Source organism: Pantoea sp. RG18, assembly GCF_025910075.1.
Classification (GTDB): Bacteria; Pseudomonadota; Gammaproteobacteria; order Enterobacterales; family Enterobacteriaceae; genus Pantoea; species Pantoea agglomerans.
The window spans coordinates 180,446-202,034 of record NZ_JAPCIL010000017.1 but is presented as its reverse complement, the minus strand read 5'-3'; the positions used below and the strand labels follow the sequence as shown (position 1 = coordinate 202,034).

At 53.5% G+C, this 21,589-nt stretch carries 16 protein-coding genes; 9 read left to right on the top strand and 7 right to left on the bottom strand.

The features are described from left to right. Nucleotides 1-30: 30 nt before the first annotated feature. Both OK409_RS19860 and OK409_RS19855 read right to left on the bottom strand, forming a co-directional pair. Nucleotides 31-1,887 (bottom strand): PAAR domain-containing protein, encoded by a 1,857-nt coding sequence (locus tag OK409_RS19860; RefSeq protein WP_060679120.1) that lies wholly within the window; start codon nt 1,885-1,887, stop codon nt 31-33. A gap of 4 nt (nt 1,888-1,891) precedes the next feature. Continuing rightward, complete coding sequence (locus tag OK409_RS19855) at nt 1,892-2,374, bottom strand: PAAR domain-containing protein (RefSeq protein ID WP_250489007.1); 483 nt, start codon at nt 2,372-2,374, stop codon at nt 1,892-1,894. Nucleotides 2,375-2,577: 203 nt separating this feature from the next. On the opposite strand from OK409_RS19855, the gene OK409_RS19850 reads away from it, so the two are divergent. From OK409_RS19850 to OK409_RS19840, 3 genes are all read left to right on the top strand, one after another. Then, the gene (locus OK409_RS19850; RefSeq protein WP_250489006.1) at nt 2,578-3,051 is read left to right on the top strand and encodes a TetR family transcriptional regulator C-terminal domain-containing protein; all 474 of its coding nucleotides are present in this window, start codon (nt 2,578-2,580) and stop codon (nt 3,049-3,051) included. A gap of 472 nt (nt 3,052-3,523) precedes the next feature. Then, nucleotides 3,524-4,909, top strand: coding sequence for a diaminobutyrate--2-oxoglutarate transaminase (locus OK409_RS19845; protein ID WP_022624771.1), 1,386 nt, complete (start codon nt 3,524-3,526; stop codon nt 4,907-4,909). Nucleotides 4,910-4,923: 14 nt separating this feature from the next. Further along, nucleotides 4,924-6,390, top strand: coding sequence for a pyridoxal phosphate-dependent decarboxylase family protein (locus tag OK409_RS19840; protein WP_010670318.1), 1,467 nt, complete (start codon nt 4,924-4,926; stop codon nt 6,388-6,390). Between the two features lie 143 nt (nt 6,391-6,533). Here the strand turns inward: OK409_RS19840 and OK409_RS19835 are convergent, their stop codons facing one another. Beyond that, a complete protein-coding gene (locus OK409_RS19835) occupies nt 6,534-7,409 on the bottom strand; it encodes a LysR family transcriptional regulator (RefSeq protein WP_264367380.1) in 876 nt (291 codons plus the stop codon). A gap of 169 nt (nt 7,410-7,578) precedes the next feature. On the opposite strand from OK409_RS19835, the gene OK409_RS19830 reads away from it, so the two are divergent. Beyond that, nucleotides 7,579-8,583, top strand: a complete 1,005-nt coding sequence (locus OK409_RS19830) for an NAD(P)H-dependent flavin oxidoreductase (protein ID WP_264367379.1) — start codon at nt 7,579-7,581, stop codon at nt 8,581-8,583. 387 nt (nt 8,584-8,970) lie between these two features. After that, a complete protein-coding gene (locus OK409_RS19825) occupies nt 8,971-9,105 on the top strand; it encodes a hypothetical protein (protein WP_254920067.1) in 135 nt (44 codons plus the stop codon). Between the two features lie 279 nt (nt 9,106-9,384). Here OK409_RS19825 and OK409_RS19820 read toward each other — a convergent pair whose 3' ends face one another. Further along, nucleotides 9,385-10,698 (bottom strand): MFS transporter, encoded by a 1,314-nt coding sequence (locus OK409_RS19820; RefSeq protein ID WP_264367378.1) that lies wholly within the window; start codon nt 10,696-10,698, stop codon nt 9,385-9,387. Nucleotides 10,699-10,905: 207 nt separating this feature from the next. On the opposite strand from OK409_RS19820, the gene OK409_RS19815 reads away from it, so the two are divergent. Further along, nucleotides 10,906-11,217, top strand: a complete 312-nt coding sequence (locus OK409_RS19815) for a VF530 family DNA-binding protein (protein ID WP_033761066.1) — start codon at nt 10,906-10,908, stop codon at nt 11,215-11,217. Nucleotides 11,218-11,290: 73 nt separating this feature from the next. Here the strand turns inward: OK409_RS19815 and mqo are convergent, their stop codons facing one another. Further along, a complete protein-coding gene (gene mqo / locus OK409_RS19810) occupies nt 11,291-12,940 on the bottom strand; it encodes a malate dehydrogenase (quinone) (protein ID WP_264367377.1) in 1,650 nt (549 codons plus the stop codon). A gap of 351 nt (nt 12,941-13,291) precedes the next feature. Here mqo and dcuS point away from each other — a divergent pair, with 351 nt between their 5' ends. Together dcuS and dcuR are read left to right on the top strand one after the other, a co-directional pair. After that, entirely contained in the window at nt 13,292-14,881 is a 1,590-nt protein-coding gene (gene dcuS, locus OK409_RS19805) for a DcuS/MalK family sensor histidine kinase (RefSeq protein WP_052271588.1), read from the top strand. Next, complete coding sequence (dcuR, locus tag OK409_RS19800; protein WP_009093030.1) at nt 14,878-15,597, top strand: two-component system response regulator DcuR; 720 nt, start codon at nt 14,878-14,880, stop codon at nt 15,595-15,597. Before dcuS ends, dcuR begins: the two co-directional genes overlap by 4 nt. Here the strand turns inward: dcuR and OK409_RS19795 are convergent. Together OK409_RS19795 and OK409_RS19790 are read right to left on the bottom strand one after the other, a co-directional pair. Beyond that, complete coding sequence (locus OK409_RS19795; protein ID WP_033786960.1) at nt 15,591-16,553, bottom strand: FAD:protein FMN transferase; 963 nt, start codon at nt 16,551-16,553, stop codon at nt 15,591-15,593. The two genes, dcuR and OK409_RS19795, sit on opposite strands and share 7 nt — an antisense overlap. A gap of 63 nt (nt 16,554-16,616) precedes the next feature. Further along, nucleotides 16,617-19,397 (bottom strand): flavocytochrome c, encoded by a 2,781-nt coding sequence (locus OK409_RS19790; protein WP_031592419.1) that lies wholly within the window; start codon nt 19,395-19,397, stop codon nt 16,617-16,619. 588 nt (nt 19,398-19,985) lie between these two features. Between OK409_RS19790 and OK409_RS19785 the strand changes: the two genes are divergently transcribed. After that, complete coding sequence (locus OK409_RS19785) at nt 19,986-21,494, top strand: anion permease (protein ID WP_010247273.1); 1,509 nt, start codon at nt 19,986-19,988, stop codon at nt 21,492-21,494. The last annotated feature ends 95 nt before the right edge of the window (nt 21,495-21,589 follow it).

Sequence of the window (21,589 nt, the reverse complement as noted above, 5' to 3'; positions counted from 1 at the left end):
TTATCAGCAAGGGGAAAAATGTTTTCAGCTTCATACCTTCTTTCCGTCCATGCTGTAGACGGAACGTTTCCACTGCTCATCCGGCCGGTTGATAAAGCCAATCAGCTCTGAGGGGGAGGCGCCACCGTGAATCAGACCGTCCGTATTGACCACGATGGCATTCCAGTTGGCCGAACAGTGAATATACTTCTCCGCAATCACGTCCAGCTCATCCTGACTGAACGCCTGTGGCGTCTGACCGCTGCGTGCTGCCTTACCCATCACCAGCGCTTTGTCACACAGGGGAGACAGTTCATCAGAAAGAGTCATGTTCGGATTAGCCGGGTCGACAGAGTCAAACACCACCCCGGCTTCCCGTGCGGCCTCAAGCATCACCCGCAACGCCACGCGTGACCAGTCGTTTCTGACGGTCCTTCCGCGCATGGTCAGCGCCGCAAAGCTGCGCTTCTGCATCTGGCCGTACCGGTCCGGGGGGAGCCGGGCGTCATGCCAGGTTTCTGCCGATATTTCATTTGTCCGCAGCAGCGGGGCCAGACAGGGCGATTTATCCAGGGTCTGCAACTGTGCTACTGCCTGCCGGTAAGCCTGCGTCTTCTCACCGGGCTGGCTGTACGGCACCGTCTCCGTTGCCGGGCGGGTCAGGAAAAGGTCTTCTCGTGTGACCGGCAGATAACCGCCGCCGATATCGGAATGCACGCCGGGCAGCGCCAATTCCGGCCAGGCCGGTTTGACGCTGTTCAGCGCAAAGTTAAAGCGGCACTCGTTCGCGGCGGTGATGTGAAAGACCTTCTCCGCCACACCGGGACGCAGGGTGAGTTTCACGTTCCCGGTATCCGCACTGTGCGGGTTCAGGCCATTAACCGGCGTACCTATCGCAGCAACGGTATCAAAGATGCCGATGAAGCGGGTCTTTCCTGAAGGAGAACCATTGAAAGTGATGCCCGTCATGGCCTGGCGGATGGCGCTGATAATGGCCGGGTCTTCTGACTGGATGCGGTTGGCAAAATGACGGGCTGCGGCTGCTCCGCGACTAAAGCCAAAGATGTCAAACTGAAGACAATTTATAACAATCTCACAGCCTGATTTGCTTCGTATATCCTCTGCAGCGTCTGAAATAGCTTTCACTAACTGAGATACGGCGTGGTTGGTTTTAGCAGCAACCCCTGTGTCGGATATACCAAATCCCTGGCCCAGCTTGTTGTCGGGTTTACCGGCTTCGGTACCAATACCATCAATGTAGATGCCTACCTGAACATCTGAATCTTTACCGGATATGGTTTGTTTATACAGTGTGCTCAGCCAGTGAATATTGGTGTAGTACCCGGTATAGCTGGTTGCGCCTGTACCCGACACGCCAAAATTTTCACGGGCGCATTTTGCCAGAATGGACTCGGCTTCCGGATCGTTCAGGTTGTAATGACCTGCGGTATAGGCCTTCAGCATGTTCTGCGTGTTAACGGCATTGTTGCCGGTACCGTCGAAGAACACGCCTATCGTCAGCGTGATCTCCCGTTTCTTTTTCTTTGCCGCCTGAGCATGTTGTTCCGGCTCCGGAGCGACTACCGGTGCCATCCGGGCTTTTGCCGCCGAAAGCTGCGGTATCGTACCAGGGGCAATCAGAAAATTGGTTCCCTGCGGGCATCCGCAACGGATCTCTGAGCCATCCACCGCCACAGCGGCGCTGTTTGAGTGCCGGTGATCGCCACTCACAATGATCCCTACTTCCCCGCACTTTGGGCAGGGGGTGGTTTTGTCACCGATATAGAGTTTCAGCAACCCCATGACTGACATACCGGGGCGGGTCGCGATACACTGCGCCCCTGTGGAAGTCTTATCCCCGTGCAGACCGACGTTTTTACCGTGAATGATACAGCCTCTTCGGGTCATCGGCTCAGCCCTCTGCCGGTAAAAAATCAGCATCCATCGGCAGACCTTTCAGCTCATTCAGCGTACATCCCGCCTGCGGGGTGCTGATAATCACATCACCGTTACTCAGCCGGCTGCCGACCAGCGCGATACTTTTACCGCCTTTCTGGAATTTCGCACCGCTGCCGGTGACAATCCGGGCGGTGGTGCCGTCAGGATAAACCACCTCATCACCTTCCAGCGCAACGCTGACCTTCTGTCCGTCCTCAGGCGCTATTTCAGAGCCGTTCCAGGCTGCACATACCACCCCGCCGCGGTGTGTCAGCGCCCCGTCAACCGCGATCCGGTAAATCGCCACCACCGGATGTTCAAGCAGAAATGCCTCCTGCTCTTCAACTGTCTGACGGGCACCTTCAGGCATCCCGGCCTTTTTCTCCGTCGAAAATGGCGGACGCGCCAGTAAGGCAGCTAATTCCGGGGTCAGTACGTTGGTATATTGCTGTTCCATGTCAAATCCCTTTTTTTCCTGTGATAAACGCGTCAGCAAAAGCTATGCGACGGCAGGCATCTCCCATGATGAGATACTGCAGGTTTACACAGGAATGATGGATATAAATTGAGCACAATCAATACAGCACGAGACATTAGTCATTTAAAGAATATAAGCCGGGCTATGTCCCGTCTGATAAAGCTTTAGGGCATTTTCGCTATGTGAACTGGATTATTAACCCGCCCCTGACGCAGCGATGGCTTCTAGTCCGGCAATGGCTGTGTATTCCTCCCATTTGTTGCCGCCGTCCCGTCCGGCGGCTGCTTCGGCTCTCTACAGAGGCAGCATCCTTAACAAAGCAGTGGCTGTTTAATCTGTTCGAAAGTCATTTGCCGAGCGCACCGGATGCAACCTGGCAACTTTATGCTTCATTCTGGCAGATGGCTGCGCATCACGAAGCCTATGCCGCGCTGGCAGAACAGATGACGGCAGCATGGCAGGCGCTGGAGGAAAAGATAATTCGTGACGGTGTCACAGATGGAACGCTGCGTTGTGCCGATATTCCACGCACCGCCCGGCAAATCAGTGCGATGCTTAACGGCTATGCCGATTTGCTGACCATCAATCCGTCGGAGAAAAAGGCAAGTGAGGGGATGGCTGACTTAGCGCAGTTTATTGATCATCTCCTGTCGTAACGTGGATCTGACGCGTTATAAAGGCTTTAACAACGGCAGATTTTAATTAAATGTTAATAAAAGGTTTATTATTTTAATTGGTCTGCGCTTTTAACCCGCTATAAATGCAGCTTCTTCAGTCAAATTGACTTATGCTTTTTCCATCTGAAAAGGCCCCTTTTTGATAGCGTTTTGCCCCGGAAACAGCTATTTACACAGATTATTATCATTGACTTAGTACGCTCCGCGCCGGGTAAGCTGGTGTTTTTACGCCACTTATTAACAACGGACTAGCGAAGCGGCAATAATGTATACGTTCACAAACTCACCAAATGATTGATTCCTATAGCAAAGAATCTGTTATCTGCCGATAAAATTAAACATTGAGTCGGACCTTAAAAACACCTATATTGGCCGCGTTTAAAACACATACCCCCATTTAAATACATTTATTCAACTGCGACGCTACGCCCGTCCCGGTTGTAGGAGAGATATGATGACGGATAAAGTCCGTATTGATAGTTTGAATGCACAGAACTTAAACGCAACCAATGAAACCTATTTAGCCCGTCAGGCTGAATTTGAATCAAACGTTCGAAGTTATCCTCGCAAATTGCCGTTCGCGATTGCGAAAGCACAGGGTGTCTGGATCACAGACGTCGAGAATAATCAGTATCTCGACTGTCTTGCAGGTGCCGGAACGCTGGCATTGGGTCATAACCATCCAGACGTTTTGCAGAGCATTCAAAATGTCATTACCAGCGGCTTGCCGTTACATACTCTTGATTTAACCACGCCGTTAAAAGATGCGTTCTCTGAGTATCTGCTCTCGTTATTACCGGGTCAGGGCAAAGAGTACTGCCTGCAGTTTACCGGCCCGTCGGGCGCGGATGCCGTTGAAGCGGCGCTGAAACTGGCGAAAAAACACACCGGTCGTTCCGGCATCATCAGCTTCTCTGGTGCGTATCACGGCATGACCCACGGCGCGCTGTCTGTTACCGGCAACCTGTCACCGAAAGAAGCCGTCGACGGCTTGATGCCGGAAGTGCAGTTTATGCCTTATCCGCACCTCTACCGCTGCCCGCTCGGCATTGGCGGTGAAGCGGGCGTGAAAGCGCTGACCTACTACTTCGAAAACCTGATCAACGACGTTGAGAGCGGCGTTCGCAAACCGGCAGCCGTCATTCTGGAAGCGGTTCAGGGCGAAGGCGGTGTAAACCCGGCTCCGGCTGAGTGGCTGCAGCGCATTCGTAAAGTGACCAAAGAGCATGGCATTCTGCTGATCATCGACGAAGTGCAGGCGGGTATTGCCCGTACCGGTAAATTCTTCGCCTTTGAGCACGCCGGTATTGAGCCAGACATCATCGTGATGTCAAAAGCGGTCGGCGGCGGTCTGCCACTGGCGGTACTGGGCATTAAGAAAGAGTTCGACGCCTGGTCTCCTGGCCACCACACCGGCACCTTCCGTGGCAACCAGCTCGCAATGGCGACCGGCCTGACTACGCTGAAACTGCTGAAAGATAACAACATCGCTGACAAAGTCGCTGCACAGGGCGAATGGCTGAAAGGCAAACTGGGCGAGCTGCAGCAGCGCTACCCGGTGATCGGCAACGTGCGTGGTCTGGGTCTGATGATCGGCATTGAGCTGGTGAAACCTGACGAAGCCGCTGATCACATGGGCAGCTTCCCGGCAGACGGCGAGCTCTCCGCGCTGGTACAGAAAAAATGTTTTGAGAACGGCCTGATTCTGGAGCGTGGCGGACGTCACGGCAGCGTATTACGTCTGCTGCCGTCCCTGCTGATCACAGATGCAGAACTGGACGTGTTTATGGATAAATTTGAAAACGCCCTGCTGTCAGCTGGCGTGAAACCAGTTTGAGTGGAGTGAATGCAATGTCCCGGTTAAACCCGATTCTGGCGGCCTCAGCACAGAGTACCGAGGCCTACCAGCAGGCGATTGCCCAGAGTAGCGCGGCCGTCGTGAAGTGGCTGGAACAACCTGAGATGTATCAGGGAAAAACCGTCGCAGAGCTGCGCGAGCGCATTAAGCTGGACTTCAATCCTCAGGGCCTGGGTAATCAGGCCGCGATTGAACGCGCCATTGAGTACTTCCTCAAAGACAGCCTGTCGGTTCATCACCCGCAGTGTGTGGCGCATCTGCACTGCCCGAGCCTGGTTATCAGCCAGGCGGCGGAAGTCCTGATTAATGCCACCAACCAGAGTATGGATTCGTGGGACCAGGCACCTTCAGCCACCCTGATTGAGATGAAGCTGATTGAGTGGCTGCGTTCCCAGGTCGGTTATCAGCCCGGCGACGCGGGTGTCTTCACCAGCGGCGGCACCCAGAGCAACCTGATGGGTCTGATGCTGGCGCGTGATGCCTGGTTTGCCCGCCAGGGTCATTCTGTTCAGCAGGATGGTTTAACCGGCGATCTGAAGAAGATTAAAGTCTTCTGTTCAGAGAATGCGCACTTCTCGGTTCAGAAGAACATGGCGCTGCTGGGTCTGGGCTATCAATCCGTGACGCAGGTGAAATGCGATCGCTTTGCCCGCATGGATATGGATGACCTGCGCCACAAACTGGCAGCCTCCAAAGCCAACGGTGAAAACATCCTGGCGATTGTTGCCACGGCGGGTACTACCGATGCCGGTGCGATCGACCCCCTGCGCGAAATCGCGGCGCTGGCGGCCGAAGAGAACATCTGGGTGCACGTCGATGCGGCCTGGGGCGGCGCGCTGCTGCTCTCAGAAAAGTATCGTGACTATCTGGATGGCATTGAGCTGGTCGATTCCATTACCCTGGACTTCCACAAGCAGTTCTTCCAGACCATCAGCTGTGGTGCTTTCCTGCTGAAGGAAGCGCGCCACTATGAGCTGATGCGCTACCAGGCGGCCTATCTGAACTCTGAGTTTGATGAAGCGCAGGGTGTGCCGAATCTGGTATCCAAATCCCTTCAGACCACCCGCCGTTTCGATGCACTGAAACTGTGGATGGGCTTGGAAGCGCTGGGTCAGAAACAGTATGCCGAAATCATCGATCACGGTGTGACGCTGGCACAGCAGGTTGCACAGTACGTTGATGAGCAGCCTGCGCTGGAGCTGGTGATGAAACCGCAGCTGGCCAGCGTGCTGTTCCGCTATCGTCCGGCGCATCTGGCGCACTTCAGCAGTGCGGATATTGCGTTGCTGAATCAGCGTATCGGTGATGCCCTGCTGGAATCGGGCCGCGCCAACGTTGGTGTGACCGAGTTCGATGGCGTGACCTGCCTGAAGATGACCCTGCTGAATCCGACAGTGACGCTGGAAGATATCAAAGTGTTGCTGACATTGGTGGAAACTACGGCACAGCAGCTGGTGTAAATAGTGGCGTCAGGGTCACTATCAGAGGCGCCTCAGGGCGCCTTTTCTTTTTCTGTGTTTATCCCTTTCATTCATCGGTGAGGCCACAGCGCCTGTGCGCTGGTTTGCCGGACACCTCTGCCTCTGACCCTTTTGTGTAGCCCCTATCCGATCTTGTATTGACTCACCCATTCGGCACAAAACTCCAGATACGCGAGTGTGATGGCTGAAGGATGTTTGTGCCGGACATAGACCAGATGTAAGGGCATCGAGTGAGTCGGATAATCAGACAGCAGTCGCACCAGCAGCCCGCTCTCCACATCAGGTTTCACTAAAAAATCAAACAACAGCGATACTCCGGCACCGCTCAGTGCATAGTGGCGCAGGCCCTGCGTGTTGTTGGAGGAAAAAAACGGCTCAAACTTTACCTTCTCGTCTCCGGATACCCACTCAAAGGAACCGCTGTTAAGCCCTTCCCAGCTGGCTATCGGACACGTCGCCAGCGCCGCCAGCGTCTGCGGATGTCCAAAGCGTTCAGCCAGTTCAGGCGTGGCAACAAACCATGCCTCGACATTCATAACCGGTTTCGCAATCACATCCTCGGTATGCAACTCGCCCAGCCTGAGTGCCACGTCAATGCCATCTTCAAACAGATCCACCACTCTTTCTCCTGAGTGGCAAAACACTTTGATATCAGGATAGCGTTGCTGAAACGCATGCAGTAACTCCCACCAGATAGTGAAGTCAGGCGGCACCGATATTCGCAGTTTGCCCGCCAGTTTGTGCGCAGACCTGACCGTTTTGGTGGCCTCTTCCAGCAATTCAAGGCCAGGTCGCGATTGCTCAAAGAACTGTTGTCCTTTATAGGTCGGCCTGACCCCTTTCTTTGATCGCTCCAGCAACTGTACACCCAGTGCCTGCTCCAGCTCGTTCACTTTCCGCACCAGCGTAGAGATGGGGATAGTTGTTCTCTCACTTGCCGCTGAAAAGCTGCCTGCCTGAACGACTGCAATAAAGAGTTTTGTCGCGTTGAGATCCATTATCTTTCCATATCTGGCAAACATGTACCCAATTCTGACCGTTTACTTCTTATTTTCAACTATTAAACTCCCTGTTTTGGCTAAGAGAATAAAAATAAAACGGCCTGTAAAAAAACTCTTATTTTAACGAATAAGTCTGGCTACACCGTATCCGGATAAGGAAAAAGCGATGAAAAACCGTGTGACAGAAATTCTGAATATTCGCTATCCCATTATTCAGGCACCCATGTACTTTCTGACCAATGCAACGTTTGTTGCCGCAGTATCAAACGCAGGCGGATTAGGCATAATTGGCCCCAACGCCGGGCAGGATACATTGCCAGACTCTCGTTTCATGGCGCTGGAGCGCATGCGTGAGCAAATCAGAAAAACCAAACAGCTGACCGATAAACCTTTTGGGGCAACCCTGATCAATGGGCCGGATATGAGTTTCTGGCGGCCCACCGCTGAAATGTTTGTTGAAGAGAAGGTAGAGGTCGTTTTAGTTAATGAAGTGCTTGATGCCGAAATATTCGATTTTCTGAAACAACATCGCATCAAAATCCTTTATCGTGCGCTGACGCCTGACGTAGCGAATTCTCAGCAGGCTGAAAAGCTTGGCGCCGATATCATTGTCGCCACCGGATTTGATGAAGGCGGCACCGTGCCATCACGCATTATCGGAACGTTCAGCATCGTGCCTATGATCGCTGACAGTGTGAAAATTCCGGTGCTGGCGGCAGGCGGCATTGGGGATGTGCGGGGCGTGCGTGCAGCCATGGCGTTAGGTGCAGAAGGCGTCTGGATAGGCAGCCTGTTTTTAACCGCGCAGGAGAACCCGGCGGATGAGAAGGTCAAGCAGCTGATTGTTTCATCGAGCGCAGAAGATCTGCTACTTTTCCGCACCCTGCCCGCTTATTACCGGACATTGCCAACGCCGCTCAGTCCCAGGCTGGCAGAACTTGATGCGCAGGGCGCTGACCGTGAAACGCTGTTCACTGCAATGAATGGCTACCACTCTTTATGGCAGGCGATGCGACTGGGCAATTTTGACAAAGGCGTCGTTTCGACAGGCACCGGCATCTCAATGATCAAATCGGTGCGAACCGTCGCAGCCATCGTCGCCGATCTGGCACAGGATTTCATCACTCAGCCGGAGAAACAGAAATCTGACGACACCGTTCTCAGTCTGTAATCTGTTTAAAATTAGTGATGACTGCCGCCACCCTCGGGATCCGGTAGTCGGATGAGTCCCGACCGGGTCCAGCGCGCTGCCCGCAGTATTCAACTGTGGGCCGTTATTCAGCTTTTCCTCTTCGCAGCCTGAAGCCATACAGGTTCAACCCTTTTCAGTCAAACAGACACAAGATAAATTAACAGCTTTTATTCCCTCATTTAGATTTCGTTTATTTAAGAATTTGCATGACGCCTTTATTTCAGCAGAGTCTGTAAAACCGCATCGCGATCAATAAATAAAGATTTTACTTCAGCCATAATTAATCAACACTTAAGTTAAGTCACTGATAACAGTGAATAACATATTACAGATAAGAATAGTTTAATTTCACAGGAATTAACGCTTATGCTCCTGCGTAAAATAGTTATCATTCTTCTCGGTATGATTATGGCTGCTGTCATCATTATTGCCGACAACCATGCTCATAAAGTTAATTGCCGCGATCAGGTTTTCAGTTTGCCATCATCGCAAAGTGAATGACCTTGTCTGAATCCTTCTCCCCAGCATCCGCTATGGCTTCAGACCTGTTGGCGGTGTTGATGAAGCGTGAAGGCCAGAGACTTTGACCCGGCTGAATCGCTTGCGGGATAAAACCCTGTTACATCGGCCTGAACAGAGCGGCACGTTACGCCAGTGATATTACAGCTGCATTTCTGATAAGCAGGCTTGTTTGTTGCCCTTCCCGGCAGACCTGTCAGTAAAAAAGGCTGCATAACACTTATGCAGCCTGAATTTCCCGCTCAGCTTGCTTGCCGACACTTAGCGCGACGGTGGCTCATCCAGTAGCCGCAGATGATCATCTTTGTTCAGGGTCATCAACGCAACAATACTGACCAGCGCAGTCGCCATCACATACCAGGCGGGGATATCGGGATTACCGGTCTGTTTAATCAACCCGGTGATGATCAATCCGGCACAGCCAGAAAACACCGCGTTAGAAAGCGAATAGGCCAGACCCAGTCCGGTATAACGCACCCGCGTCGGGAACATCTCTGCCAGCATTGCAGGCCCCGGTCCGGCCAGCAACCCGACTACTCCGCCCGCGATAAACACCACCAGCGCTTTCAGCAGCAGCCCGGTGCTCTCTGCCTGAAGTATGTTAAGCAGCGGCAGAGAGAGCACCAGCAGCAATACCGCCGCCGTCACCATCACCGCACGGCGGCCAATCCTGTCACTCAGCATCCCGGCCGGGATGATGGTGGCAGCAAAGCCCAGGTTCGATATCACCGCAATCAGCAACGCCTGGTTAAAGCCGGTGTGCAGCGATGCCTGCAGGTACGTCGGCATAATCACCAGCCAGGTGTAACCGGCAGCGGACCAGACCATCAGCCGACAGATACCGAGCAGGATCGTTTTCAGCGTATCGCCAAGGCTGGCGTCAACTTTTGCAACGGGTTTTGCCTGCTGCTGAATAAATGCCGGGGTCTCCTCCATCTGAACCCGCAGCCAGAGCGCGATAATACCCAGCGGCAGGGCAAGGAAGAACGGGATGCGCCAGCCCCAGTTCAGCATCTGCTCCGGCGACAGCAGCAGCGAGAGCAGCGCTACGATGCCCGCGCCTGCCAGCAATCCCAGCGCCACAGTAAAAGATTGCCACGCCCCGTAAAGGCCCCGCTTACCGCGCGGTGCAAACTCGGTCATCAACGATACCGCCCCGCCATACTCACCCCCCGCGAACAGGCCCTGCAGAATACGCAGACCGGTCACGATCAGCGGCGCCAGGATGCCCAGATGGGCATAGGTGGGTACCAGGCCGATAGCCGCCGTCGCCAGCGTCATCATGATTAACACAAAAATCAGCGTGGGTTTGCGCCCGATGCGATCACCCATCCGGCCGAAAATGATTGCACCGAGTGGACGGAAGAAAAAGGCGATGGCGAATGATGCATAGGTCAGCAGAAGCCCGGTCAGCGCTGACTCCCCTTCCAGCCGGAAAAAGTTCTGCGCTATCACGGTGGCAAGAAAGCCATAGACGGCAAACTCATACCATTCAATGAAATTACCTACCGAACCGGCTATCAGAGCACGTTTACGGCTGGCGGAGCTGAGCAGAGTATCGACGGGCACAGACATGGCAGGAGATCCTTTTTGAGCATCATCAGTCGCTTATGATTAGCACAATCGCCGCACGCCTGCGCACTCTTCTGCCTGTCACGTTAACTCAGACACATAAATCTGCGCTTAACGCGCCACGGCATGCCCTTTTTCACCTTCACGCCTTGCACAACGGCTTTACGATTGTCAGGATGTGCGGCATTGAATGAATCAGGCGGATAGATGATGAACGCACAAACCTCAAAAGATCCTCTGCATGGCGTAACGCTGGAGATGCAGATAAACAGTTTAGTCGCGCAGTATGGCTGGGCGGAGCTGGGAAAACGGATCAACATTAACTGCTTTAAAAGCGATCCGAGTGTTAAATCAAGCCTGAAGTTTTTGCGGCGCACGCCCTGGGCGCGGGCTGAAGTCGAAGCGCTTTATCTCGCCTCGTTAAAAGAGAAACCGGCCTCCCGCGAAGCACCGTCTGAAGAGGCGGATCAAGCACCCGCAGAAGATCCCTGGGGCAACTGGCGCGGTAACCAGCCGGAGTAACGGGCAGACAACGCGGCAATAAAAAAGCCCGCGCAGGATAACCTGTGCGGGCTTTTTTTACGTCAGGTCGCTGTTACAGCGCCATGTCGTGCTTCGCTGAAGGCGCTGCCTGCTCAGGCTGTGCTGCTGGCGCCTCGGCTGCTTTGCCATCCATGTTGATAACCGGCGGTGTGGTCAGCTGCAGAGTCGCAGCGGTGTCATTCCATACCTGCTGGAGCATCGGCACGTTGTCATTCAGTTTCTGACCGTAGCCTGGGATCATCTTGTGGATTTTTACCTGCCATTCCGCTGACTTAAACTCTTCCGGGAACAGTTTCTGCATCACGCTTAACGCGATAGGCGCAGCGGTCGATGCACCAGGAGAAGCACCCAGCAGTGCCGCCACGGTTTTCTGCTGATCGGTCACAATTTCTGTACCCAGTTTCAGCACGCCACCTTTGTCAGCATCTTTCTTGATGATCTGTACGCGCTGACCGGCCTGAATCAGTTTCCAGTCCTCTTTCTTCGCGTCCGGGTAGTACTCTTTCAGCGCTTCGAAGCGATCTTCTTCTGTCAGCATCACCTGGCCAACCAGGTATTTCACCAGGTCGAAGTTATCCATACCCACGTCGGTCATTGGCACGATGTTATGAGTAGTGGTGGTGCTCAGCAGGTCAAACAGTGAACCATTTTTCAGGAACTTGGTTGAGAAGGTCGCGAACGGTCCAAACAGCACGACGCGTTTGCCATCCAGATAACGGGTATCCAGATGCGGAACGGACATCGGTGGTGCACCGGTAGACGCCTGACCGTAGACTTTCGCCAGGTGACGATCGGCAATCGCCTTGTTTTCGGTTACCAGGAATGAACCGCCGACCGGGAAGCCTGCATAGTTTTCCGCTTCCGGAATGCCGGTTTTCTGCAGTAATTTCAGCGCGCCGCCGCCAGCACCAATAAAGACATATTTCGCGTCAACTGCACGCTCGTTGCCGTTTTTGGCATCTTTAATGGTGACGTGCCATGAGTTATCACCGTTACGTTTGAAATCGGTGACTTCAGACGAGGTTTCCAGACGGAAGTTGTCATTCTTCTTCAGGCTGCCGATTAGCTGACGGGTAATTTCACCGTAGTTTACGTCGGTGCCAACTGGCGTCCAGGTTGCGGCCACTTTCTGCTGTGGATCACGACCTTCCATCACCAGCGGTGCCCACTGCTCGATCTGCTTGTGATCGGTAGAGAACTTCATGCCCTGGAACAGCGCGGTTTTCTGTAACGCCGCATAGCGTTTAGTCAGGAAGTCGACGTTGTCGCCCCAGACGAAGCTCATGTGTGGCGTTGAGTTGATGAAAGAGCGCGGATCGTGCATCACGCCCTCTTTGATCTGCGAACTCCAGAACTGGCGTGAAACCATGAAGGCTTCGTTGATTTCCAGCGCTTTCGTCACGTCGATAGAGCCGTCTTTACGCTCAGGCGTATAGTTCAGCTCCATATTGGCAGAGTGACCGGTACCGGCGTTGTTCCAGCCGTTAGAGGATTCCAGTGCCACACCATCCAGCTTCTCAACCATGATCTGTTTCCACCCAGGCTGCAGCTCTTCCAGCATGGTGCCCATTGAGGCGCTCATGATGCCACCACCAATTAACAGGACGTCGGTTTTTTCTGGTGAAGTTTCAGCATGCAGTGCTGAAGAAACTAACAAGGCCGCGAGGGAAAGAGTGGGGATAACTTTCTTTGAATTCATCATTTTAATCTACAGCTCAGACGGTACTGGTTAAAAAAAGTCCTTAAAGTTTAAAATAATGTTATTTGTGAGTTAATGTGAAAATAGTTATAAAATTAAAAATAGCAATTTAGCCTTAATTTAATTACAAAAGGCTTACCGAATTGCTCACATATTTTAACCACACATTAAGGGTGTCCTTTGAATTATACAATCCCCTAACACAAATATTGTTCTCCGGCGATTGCCCGCGCGCAGACCGCTAAAACTGTACTGATGCGGTCAGTTAGCGTATGTTTCCGGGCGATCTCCCACCCGTGCTGAACGCCAATGACAAGCCAACCACAGAACCGACATGCCGTGACTAAACGACCCATGAAACTCAGTACCCTGACCACCCTGATGATGACCGCGGTTATCGTCACCGTGCTGCTCGCTGTCCATCTGCTCTATTTTGTGCAGATCGATAACTTTGCTCAGTCGCATCTTAAAGATAAGGCGATGGCGGTGGCACGCACTCTGGCAGACAGCCCTGAAGTCCAGCGTGGGTTACTGTTACCGGACGGCAGCAGCCAGATTCAGCCACTGGCTGAAGCCGCGCGCAAACGCAACGGCCTGCTGTTTGTGGTGGTGACGGATATGCGTGGCATTCGCTTTTCACACCCGAACGCGGCGGTGATTGGCAAACATTTTGTCGGCAACGATATCTATCCGGCCCTCAGCGGGCGGGAAAATGTGGCGGTAAATCACGGCGTGCTGGTAGAGGCACTGCGGGTATTTACCCCGGTCTATAACGCAGAGCATCAGCAGATTGGTGTGGTGGCGATCGGCATTGCGCTGAATGATGTGGCGGCGCAGATTGCCAAAAGCCGCTGGAACATTGTCTGGACTGTCTTATTTGGCGGCCTGGTGGGTCTGCTGGGGATTCTTATTCTGGTCAGGCGCCTGAAGAGCATATTGCTCGGGCTGGAGCCGCACGAAATTTCCAGCCTGTTCGAGCAGCGTCAGGCGATCCTCAATTCTATTAAAGAGGGTGTGATTGCGGTAGATGATGAGTCACGCGTCAGCCTGATTAACCACGCGGCGCAGCAGCTGCTGCATGAGACCACCCGCAAGATGCCATTAAGCGGCGATCTGATTGCTGAAGAGAGCGTAATGCACCGCCATCAGCAGGATGCGCTGCATGCGGGCAAAGCCTGGCACGATCAGGAGCTGACGCTGGGTAATCGCATCCTGATCAGCAATACCGTGCCGGTTCGCAGTCGTGACCGCATTATCGGCGCGGTGACCACCTTCAGGGACAAGACCGAGATCAGCCAGCTGATGCAGCGTCTGGACGGCATGGTAAACTATGTAGACGCGTTACGTGAACGTTCCCATGAGTTCATGAACAAGCTGCATGTCATTCTGGGCCTGCTGCATATGAAAAACTATGCGCAGATGGAAGAGTACATCCTGAAAACCGCCAACGCCTATCAGACGGAGATTGGTTCGCTGCTGCAAAAGATCAAATCGCCCATCATTGCGGGTTTCCTGCTCAGCAAAATCAACCGGGTGACCGATGAAGGCCATCAGCTGATTATCGATGAGGCGAGTTTTCTGCCCGACTGCGGCAGCGAGGAGCAGAGCGCGGTACTGATTACGGTGCTGGGCAATTTAATTGAAAATGCGCTTGAGGCGCTGGATCCGGAAACCGAAGGGGAAATCCACCTCATGCTGCATTATCAGAATGGCTGGTTAGCCTGTGAAGTGAGTGATGACGGACCCGGGATCGGCGGTACGCAGCTCAGCGCCATTTTTGAGCGTGGCGTCTCGTCAAAAGGCGAAGATCGCGGTGTCGGATTGTTTCTGGTTAAGCAGCAGACCGAAAGCCTGGGCGGCAGTGTCAGTGTCGAGTCGGAACCGGGTGTATTCACCCAATTCTTAGTACAACTTCCGTGGGAGAGAGGAATGATTACCCAATGATCAATGTGTTAGTTGTCGATGATGACGCCATGGTAGCCGAGCTGAATCGCTGTTATATCGGGCAGATCCCAGGCTTTACCTGCTGCGGCACCGCCTCAACCTTACAGCAGGCCAAAGAGCGGCTGGCGCAGGCCGAACCTCAGGTTGATCTGATCCTGCTGGATATCTATATGCAGCAGGAGAACGGTCTCGACCTGTTGCCGGAACTGCGCAGCGCAGGACGTCCGGTTGACGTGATTATTATCTCGTCAGCAGCAGATGCCGCCACCATCAAAACCTCACTCAACTACGGTGTGGTGGATTATCTGATCAAGCCTTTCCAGTTTGCCCGCTTTGAAGAGGCGCTGACTGGCTGGCGACAGAAAAAATCGCTGATGGATAATCATCAGTTCTATCAGCAGTCGGACGTTGATCAGTTGTTGCATGGCAATCCGCCGGGGGCCAGCGAGCAGAAGCGACTGCCGAAAGGATTAACACCGCAGACGCTGCGCACGCTGTGTCTGTGGATCGACGCCCATCCGGGTACCGAGTTCTCCACCGACGAACTGGCAACCGAGGTGAATATCTCTCGCGTCTCCTGCCGCAAGTATCTGATCTGGCTGGCGCAGATTAATATTCTGTTCACCAGCATTCATTATGGGGTCACGGGCCGTCCGGTTTATCGCTATCGCCTGCAGCCGGAGTATCACACTTTACTCAAACAATATTGTCAGTGAACCAGCCGGTAATCGGTGTCCAGTAACTGAAAAGAAAAGTGACGTTGTGACGAGCAGATCACCTGCCTGTCACGGGTCACAAATATCGCTTCAATGCCCGGTTGCTCCGCCAGGCAGGCAATGCCCTGTTCAACGCCGAGGCCGTAAAGCAGCGTGGTGTAGATGTCGCCATCCAGTGAACGGTCAGAGATCACGGTGACGCTCAGCAGGTCGTTATCCAGCGGATAACCGCTACGCGGGTCGAGGATATGGTGATAACAGACGCCATCCAGCTCGAAATAACGCTCATAGATACCGGATGTCACCACCGAGCGATTATTCACCCCGATTACCCCGATCAGCTCATCGGCCTCACCAAAGGGTTTTTTCAGGCCGATTGCCCAGCCCGCCTCTTCTGGCGGCGCACCCACTGTCTGCACATTTCCCCCCAGATTAATCAGCGCACTGCTGACCTGCTGCTGGCGCAAAAAAGCCTGCACAACATCGGCGATATAGCCTTTGGCGATGGCGCCCAGGTCGATCTCCATCCCCGGCCGGGCCAGCATGACACTGCGGCTTGCGTCATCAAGAATAACGTCATGCGGATTCGTCAGCGCCATGCGCGCCTGAAGTTCTGTCTCTGATGGAACACGGTGACCCTGAAAGCCGATTTTCCAGCACTTCACCAGCGGGCCAATAGCCAGATTAAACAGGCTGTCGGGCAGCAGGCTCACCGCATGCGCGCAGGCGATCAGGTCAAACACCGGCTGACTCACGACCACCGGATGCTGCCCTGCCGCGTGATTAATCGCCATCACCTCAGACGCCGCGCGGTTAACCGTGAAGAGATTCTCCTGCTGTTTAATCAGGCGGAAGACCTGTCCGGCCAGGGTCTGATTATCGTCGAAGAGTTTGAGCAGGATGGGTGAACCCATTAAGACAGCGGAGTAAGCATAGACACGCGCATCAGTTAACATAGGCGACTCTGCTTTAAAAAGAAAAGAGCGGCATCCGCAGAGCGCGGATGCCGGAGACGACCCTTAACGTCGGGCGTAAGCGGCGGCGTTACCACCGGCCAGAATGCCGAAGATAATGATATCGGCGACTGCGTTACCACCGATGCGGTTCGCGCCGTGAATGCCGCCAACCACTTCGCCACAGGCCCAGGCGCCGTTAATCACCTGTTTCTGGCTGTCCAGCACCGCGGTGGTAGTGTCAATGGTGACGCCGCCCATGGTGTGGTGTACGCCCGGTGCAACACGAATCGCGTAGAACGGCGCTTCACTCAGAGGATGACGCAGCGCGGTCTGGCGACCGAAGTCTTCATCTTTCTGCATGATAACGAAGTTGTTGTAACGGGCCAGCGTGGCTTCCAGCGTATGATGCTCACTCATGTTGAGTTTCACCGCCAGTTCCGCCACGGTTGGCGCGCTGACCACAAAGCCTTTGGCGATATATTCGTCAGCCGCTTTGTTATTCATCCGCACCTGCTCGTCAAACACAATCCAGGCACTCTTCTCTGGCAAGGCGATAATCTGCGCCGAGACTTTATCGCGGGTTTCCATTTCGTTGTAGAAGCGCTCACCCGCCTGACTGACCAGGATAGCACCGCCGCCACGAATGGATTCAGAGACCAGATAAGAGGTGGTCTGTTCAACCGTTGGGTGAATCTGGATTTCGCCCATATCCACGGTACCGGCACCAATTTTTTCCAGCATGGCAATACCGCTGCCGGTGGCGCCTTTGTGGTTGGTGGTGACAAAGCCATCGAGTTCAGGGCGATATTTCACTACCAGTTCACGGTTCGCACTGAATCCGCCGGTCGCCACAATCACGCTTTTCGCGTTCAGGATGCGGCTGTCGTTGTACTCATCGACCACTCTCACACCCGCTACCGCACCGTTCTCATAAAGGATTTCTGAGACTGAGGTTTCAAGCAGGACTTCGATGTTGCGGCTGTTGATGTTTTTAACCAGACCGCTGATCAGGAAGCCACCCACCGCTGAACGATCCGCCGGACGGTGGGTACGATCGATGCTCATCCCGCCGGTAATGGTGATGTCGTTAAGCTCAATGCCGTGATTCGCCAGCCACTCAATCGCCTCCGGCGCCAGCTCTACAAACTCACGCAGCAGCACCGGATTATTTTTGAACTGACCGCCTTTCAGCGTCTCCTCGTAGAACAGCTCTTTGCTGTCTTCGATGCCTTTGAGTTTCTGGAAACGGGTTTCCGCGGCGTTCATGCCCACTGAGGCTTTAATGGTGTTACCGCCAATGGTCGGCATCTTCTCGATGATGACCACGCGCGCCCCTTCATCGTGCGCCTGAATCGCCGCCGCAAGGCCGGCGCCGCCGCTGCCCACAATCACCACATCGTAATTCTGCGGTGCGTTAGGGTTGCCGCCCTCTTCAATCACATGCTCTTTGCTGGAGGTGGTCAGCGCGCGTGAAACCGCTTTTTTCAGCGCCTCACTCTGGGTAGTCGCACCGGTAATCGCATCGACGTGCGGGCTGTTGGCCACCAGGATGCGGCTACGCAGGCTTTCAAAGGTAGTGGTGAAGTCCACATCCAGGGTGTCATCCGGCACCAGCGAGATGTCGGTGATACGGTCAGTATCCAGCGTAACGTTGATTTTCAGTTTCAGCGCTTCGGCTTCGACTTTTTCCTGATAGACGCCCGCTTTGTATTTACGGCCCGATTCACTCATGTCGCGGATCATCGCATCGACCAGGGAGAAGCGCCACAGCGGTTCCGGGATCTGCAGCTCTTCGCGTTTGTTGCTGTCGATGTAGAGATCGAGGTGTTCGTTATTGATGATGCGGTCAGCCCAGTTCGGGTAAGCGATGCAGGCTTTACCAATCGCCACCAGATCGTAGCCTTTCTCCAGCGCCAGCTCGGCATCGGCTTTATTGACGACGCCACCAACGCCAATCACCGGCACTTTTGCCAGCACAGGCGAACGCATCGCGACGAACTTCTCAATCAGCGGCGTCGGATCCTGAGTATCGACAATTGACGGACGCAGCAGCTGACCTACCGAGAAATGGACGTAATCGAGTCCACGCGCCGCCAGTTTTTCCAGCAGATAGAGCGTGTCGTCAAAGCGAATGCCGGGCACTTCGATCTCTTCCGGCGAGAAGCGATAGCCGATGATGAAAGAGTTATGGGCGAAGCGCTCAGCCATCTTGTGGGTGATTTCCAGCACTTCCAGCGGGAAGCGTGCGCGGTTATCGCGGCTGCCGCCCCACTTGTCATCGCGCTGGTTAGAGTTCGGCGAATAGAACTGCTGAATCAGGTAGGTGTTAGCACCATGAATTTCGACGCCATCGAAACCGGCCTTGATAGCGCGGTTCACCGCATCACCAAATTTGGTGATCATGGTTTCGACTTCTTCGGCGCTCAGCGCCAGGGGTTTGGTTGCCCCTTCACGCGGTGCCGCGATGGCGCTTGGCGCAACCGGCGTTTTGCCGCCAATCAGCTCCGGTTCCACCATACGGCCGCCGTGATAGATCTGCAAAATGGCCGTAGAGCCTTCCGATTTAATCGCGTCCGCGATGCGTTTCAGACCAGGGATTTTGTTGTCGCTGTCGATAGCAATGGCACCCGGAAATGCCGGGCCACGGTTGTCAATGAAGCAGCATTCAACGATCACGGTTCCGATGCTGCCTGCACGTGCGCGATAGTACTCGACCAGCTCACTGGTGACCGTACCGTCATAAAAGCCGGTACAGGTGGTCATCGGTGCCATTACCAGTCGGTTTTTCAACACAGCGCCGTTAGGCAGAGTCAATGGATTAAGGATGGGGGTGAGAGATTTCATTGCGATAAACTCCAAGATTTAAAAGTCTGGAAATTTTTTAGCGGACGCAAATTATCGCTTAATTAAGTGGTCCGATGTCATGAGACTAATATACCCTTTTCTTTGCTTTCATAAGCGATAAATTTACTTTTTTAACTTTTAAATGATTTAGAGTTTTTATTTGCCGAATGCATAAAGTGAAGTTATATTAATTGTTAACCATGGGTAACCAAAAATCAACCATTCGTTTACATAAAAAATAAATCGTTTATCATCAAACAGTTAAAGCAAGGCATTCAGTTTGCGTTAGCTGGTGATTTGTCGACCAGCTTCACAGAACTGTCAAAATGTCGATGCCGTAAATATAAATAAAAAATAAATGTTAAAAATGGGGAATAATGAATTAATTTCTTTGATCTGGATCAAAATCTATATTTGCAAAAATCGCATCATATTTACATGGATTTAAAAATGCAGCTCAATAGCTAAGCAGTCGATTAAAAAATCAGTGCATCGCGGTTTATTCACACTATTAAGAATAAGAAAGAAAGTCATCAGTGAAGGTCCGGGGCGCAAATCGCATTCTTCTTAACTTGCAGATAAAATACTATGAAACCACTCTCAGCTGTAACTGAACCCCCAAAAGTCGCACCTGCGGCGCCGGGTAAAAAGAAAGCTATCATGCTTGCTCTGCCGGTGCTCGTTGCCGTGTTGCTGTTGCTGGTGCCCACACCAGCCGGACTCGAACCCTACGCCTGGCACTTCTTCGCCATCTTCGTCGGCGTGATTGTCGGATTGATCTTTGAACCCCTGCCAGGCGCGGTGATCGGCCTGACCGGCGTGGTAGTCATCGCGCTGTTCAGCCAGTTTCTGCTCTTCAGCCCGGCTGAACTGGCTAACCCGAAATTCAAAGTCGCCAGTGAGTCGTTCAAATGGGCGGTAAGTGGGTTCGGCAACTCCACGGTCTGGCTGATCTTCGGTGCCTTTATGTTCGCCGCAGGTTATGACAAAACGCAGTTTGGTCGCCGCCTGGCCCTGATTCTGGTGAAGTATCTGGGTCGCCGCAGTCTGACGCTGGGTTATGCCATTACCTTTGCTGACCTGCTTCTTGCGCCCTTTACGCCGTCAAATACCGCGCGCAGTGGCGGTACCATCTACCCGATTATCGCCAACCTGCCGCCGCTTTACGGCTCTAAACCTAACGACCCGAGCGCCCGTAAAATCGGTTCCTATCTGATGTGGGTAGCGATTACCGCGGCCTGTATTACCAGCTCCATGTTCCTCTCTGCGCTGGCACCCAACCTGCTGGCACTGGCACTGGTAAAAAGCATCGTCGGTTTTGATATCTCATGGGGCATGTGGTTCCTGGCCTTCCTGCCGCTGGGTGTGCTGCTGATTCTGACCATGCCGCTGCTGGCTTACTGGTTCTACCCACCTGAAGTTAAAATCAATGATGAAGTGCCGAAATGGGCCATCGCTGAACTGGAAAAACTGGGCAGACTGACCCGCAATGAAATCCTGCTGCTGGTGTTTGTGGTCTGCGCCCTGCTGATGTGGATTTTCGCCACCTCGTGGATCGAACCTGCCATGGCTGCGCTGCTGGTGGTAGTACTGATGCTGTGGACCGGCGTACTGACCTGGAATGACATCACCAGTAATAAACCGGCCTGGAACACCTTTGCCTGGTTCGCCACCCTGGTGGCACTGGCCGATGGTCTGGCCCGCGTCGGCTTTATCACCTGGTTAGGTAAAGAGGGTGGCATGCTGCTGCAGGGTTATGACCCGCAGGTTTCGGCAGTGGTGCTGTTAATCGCCTTCTTCCTGCTGCACTACCTGTTTGCCAGTACCACCGCACACACCACCGCGCTGTTACCGGCCATGCTGACCATTGCAGCCTCCATTCCGGGCATCAATATGCCGGTCTTCTGCCTGATGTTGTGTACCTCTCTGGGTGTGATGGGCATCATCACACCATACGGTACGGGTCCAAGCCCGATTTACTACGGCAGCGGTTATCTGCCTACCAAAGACTACTGGCGTCTGGGAACCATCTTCGGTGCCATCTTCTTAGGCTCCATGATGCTGATTGCCTATCCGTGGATGGTGTGGTTGTTCTGACGGATACAACATGCAGATCAACGCGTTATAAGATACCATTCCTGCACTTCCCCACCGCACCCGCGGTGGGGAAGCATAATAAACAATTAATTCGC

Coding starts and splice junctions, on each gene's coding strand:
- OK409_RS19820 (WP_264367378.1), bottom strand. CDS start 10,698: ATGTCTGTGCCCGTCGATACTCTGCTCAGCTCCGCCAGCCGTAAACGT.
- OK409_RS19785 (WP_010247273.1), top strand. CDS start 19,986: ATGAAACCACTCTCAGCTGTAACTGAACCCCCAAAAGTCGCACCTGCG.
- OK409_RS19830 (WP_264367379.1), top strand. CDS start 7,579: ATGAAAAACCGTGTGACAGAAATTCTGAATATTCGCTATCCCATTATT.
- OK409_RS19860 (WP_060679120.1), bottom strand. CDS start 1,887: ATGACCCGAAGAGGCTGTATCATTCACGGTAAAAACGTCGGTCTGCAC.
- OK409_RS19845 (WP_022624771.1), top strand. CDS start 3,524: ATGATGACGGATAAAGTCCGTATTGATAGTTTGAATGCACAGAACTTA.
- OK409_RS19795 (WP_033786960.1), bottom strand. CDS start 16,553: ATGTTAACTGATGCGCGTGTCTATGCTTACTCCGCTGTCTTAATGGGT.
- OK409_RS19840 (WP_010670318.1), top strand. CDS start 4,924: ATGTCCCGGTTAAACCCGATTCTGGCGGCCTCAGCACAGAGTACCGAG.
- dcuS (WP_052271588.1), top strand. CDS start 13,292: ATGAAACTCAGTACCCTGACCACCCTGATGATGACCGCGGTTATCGTC.
- dcuR (WP_009093030.1), top strand. CDS start 14,878: ATGATCAATGTGTTAGTTGTCGATGATGACGCCATGGTAGCCGAGCTG.
- OK409_RS19815 (WP_033761066.1), top strand. CDS start 10,906: ATGAACGCACAAACCTCAAAAGATCCTCTGCATGGCGTAACGCTGGAG.
- OK409_RS19790 (WP_031592419.1), bottom strand. CDS start 19,397: ATGAAATCTCTCACCCCCATCCTTAATCCATTGACTCTGCCTAACGGC.
- mqo (WP_264367377.1), bottom strand. CDS start 12,940: ATGATGAATTCAAAGAAAGTTATCCCCACTCTTTCCCTCGCGGCCTTG.
- OK409_RS19825 (WP_254920067.1), top strand. CDS start 8,971: ATGCTCCTGCGTAAAATAGTTATCATTCTTCTCGGTATGATTATGGCT.
- OK409_RS19855 (WP_250489007.1), bottom strand. CDS start 2,374: ATGGAACAGCAATATACCAACGTACTGACCCCGGAATTAGCTGCCTTA.
- OK409_RS19835 (WP_264367380.1), bottom strand. CDS start 7,409: ATGGATCTCAACGCGACAAAACTCTTTATTGCAGTCGTTCAGGCAGGC.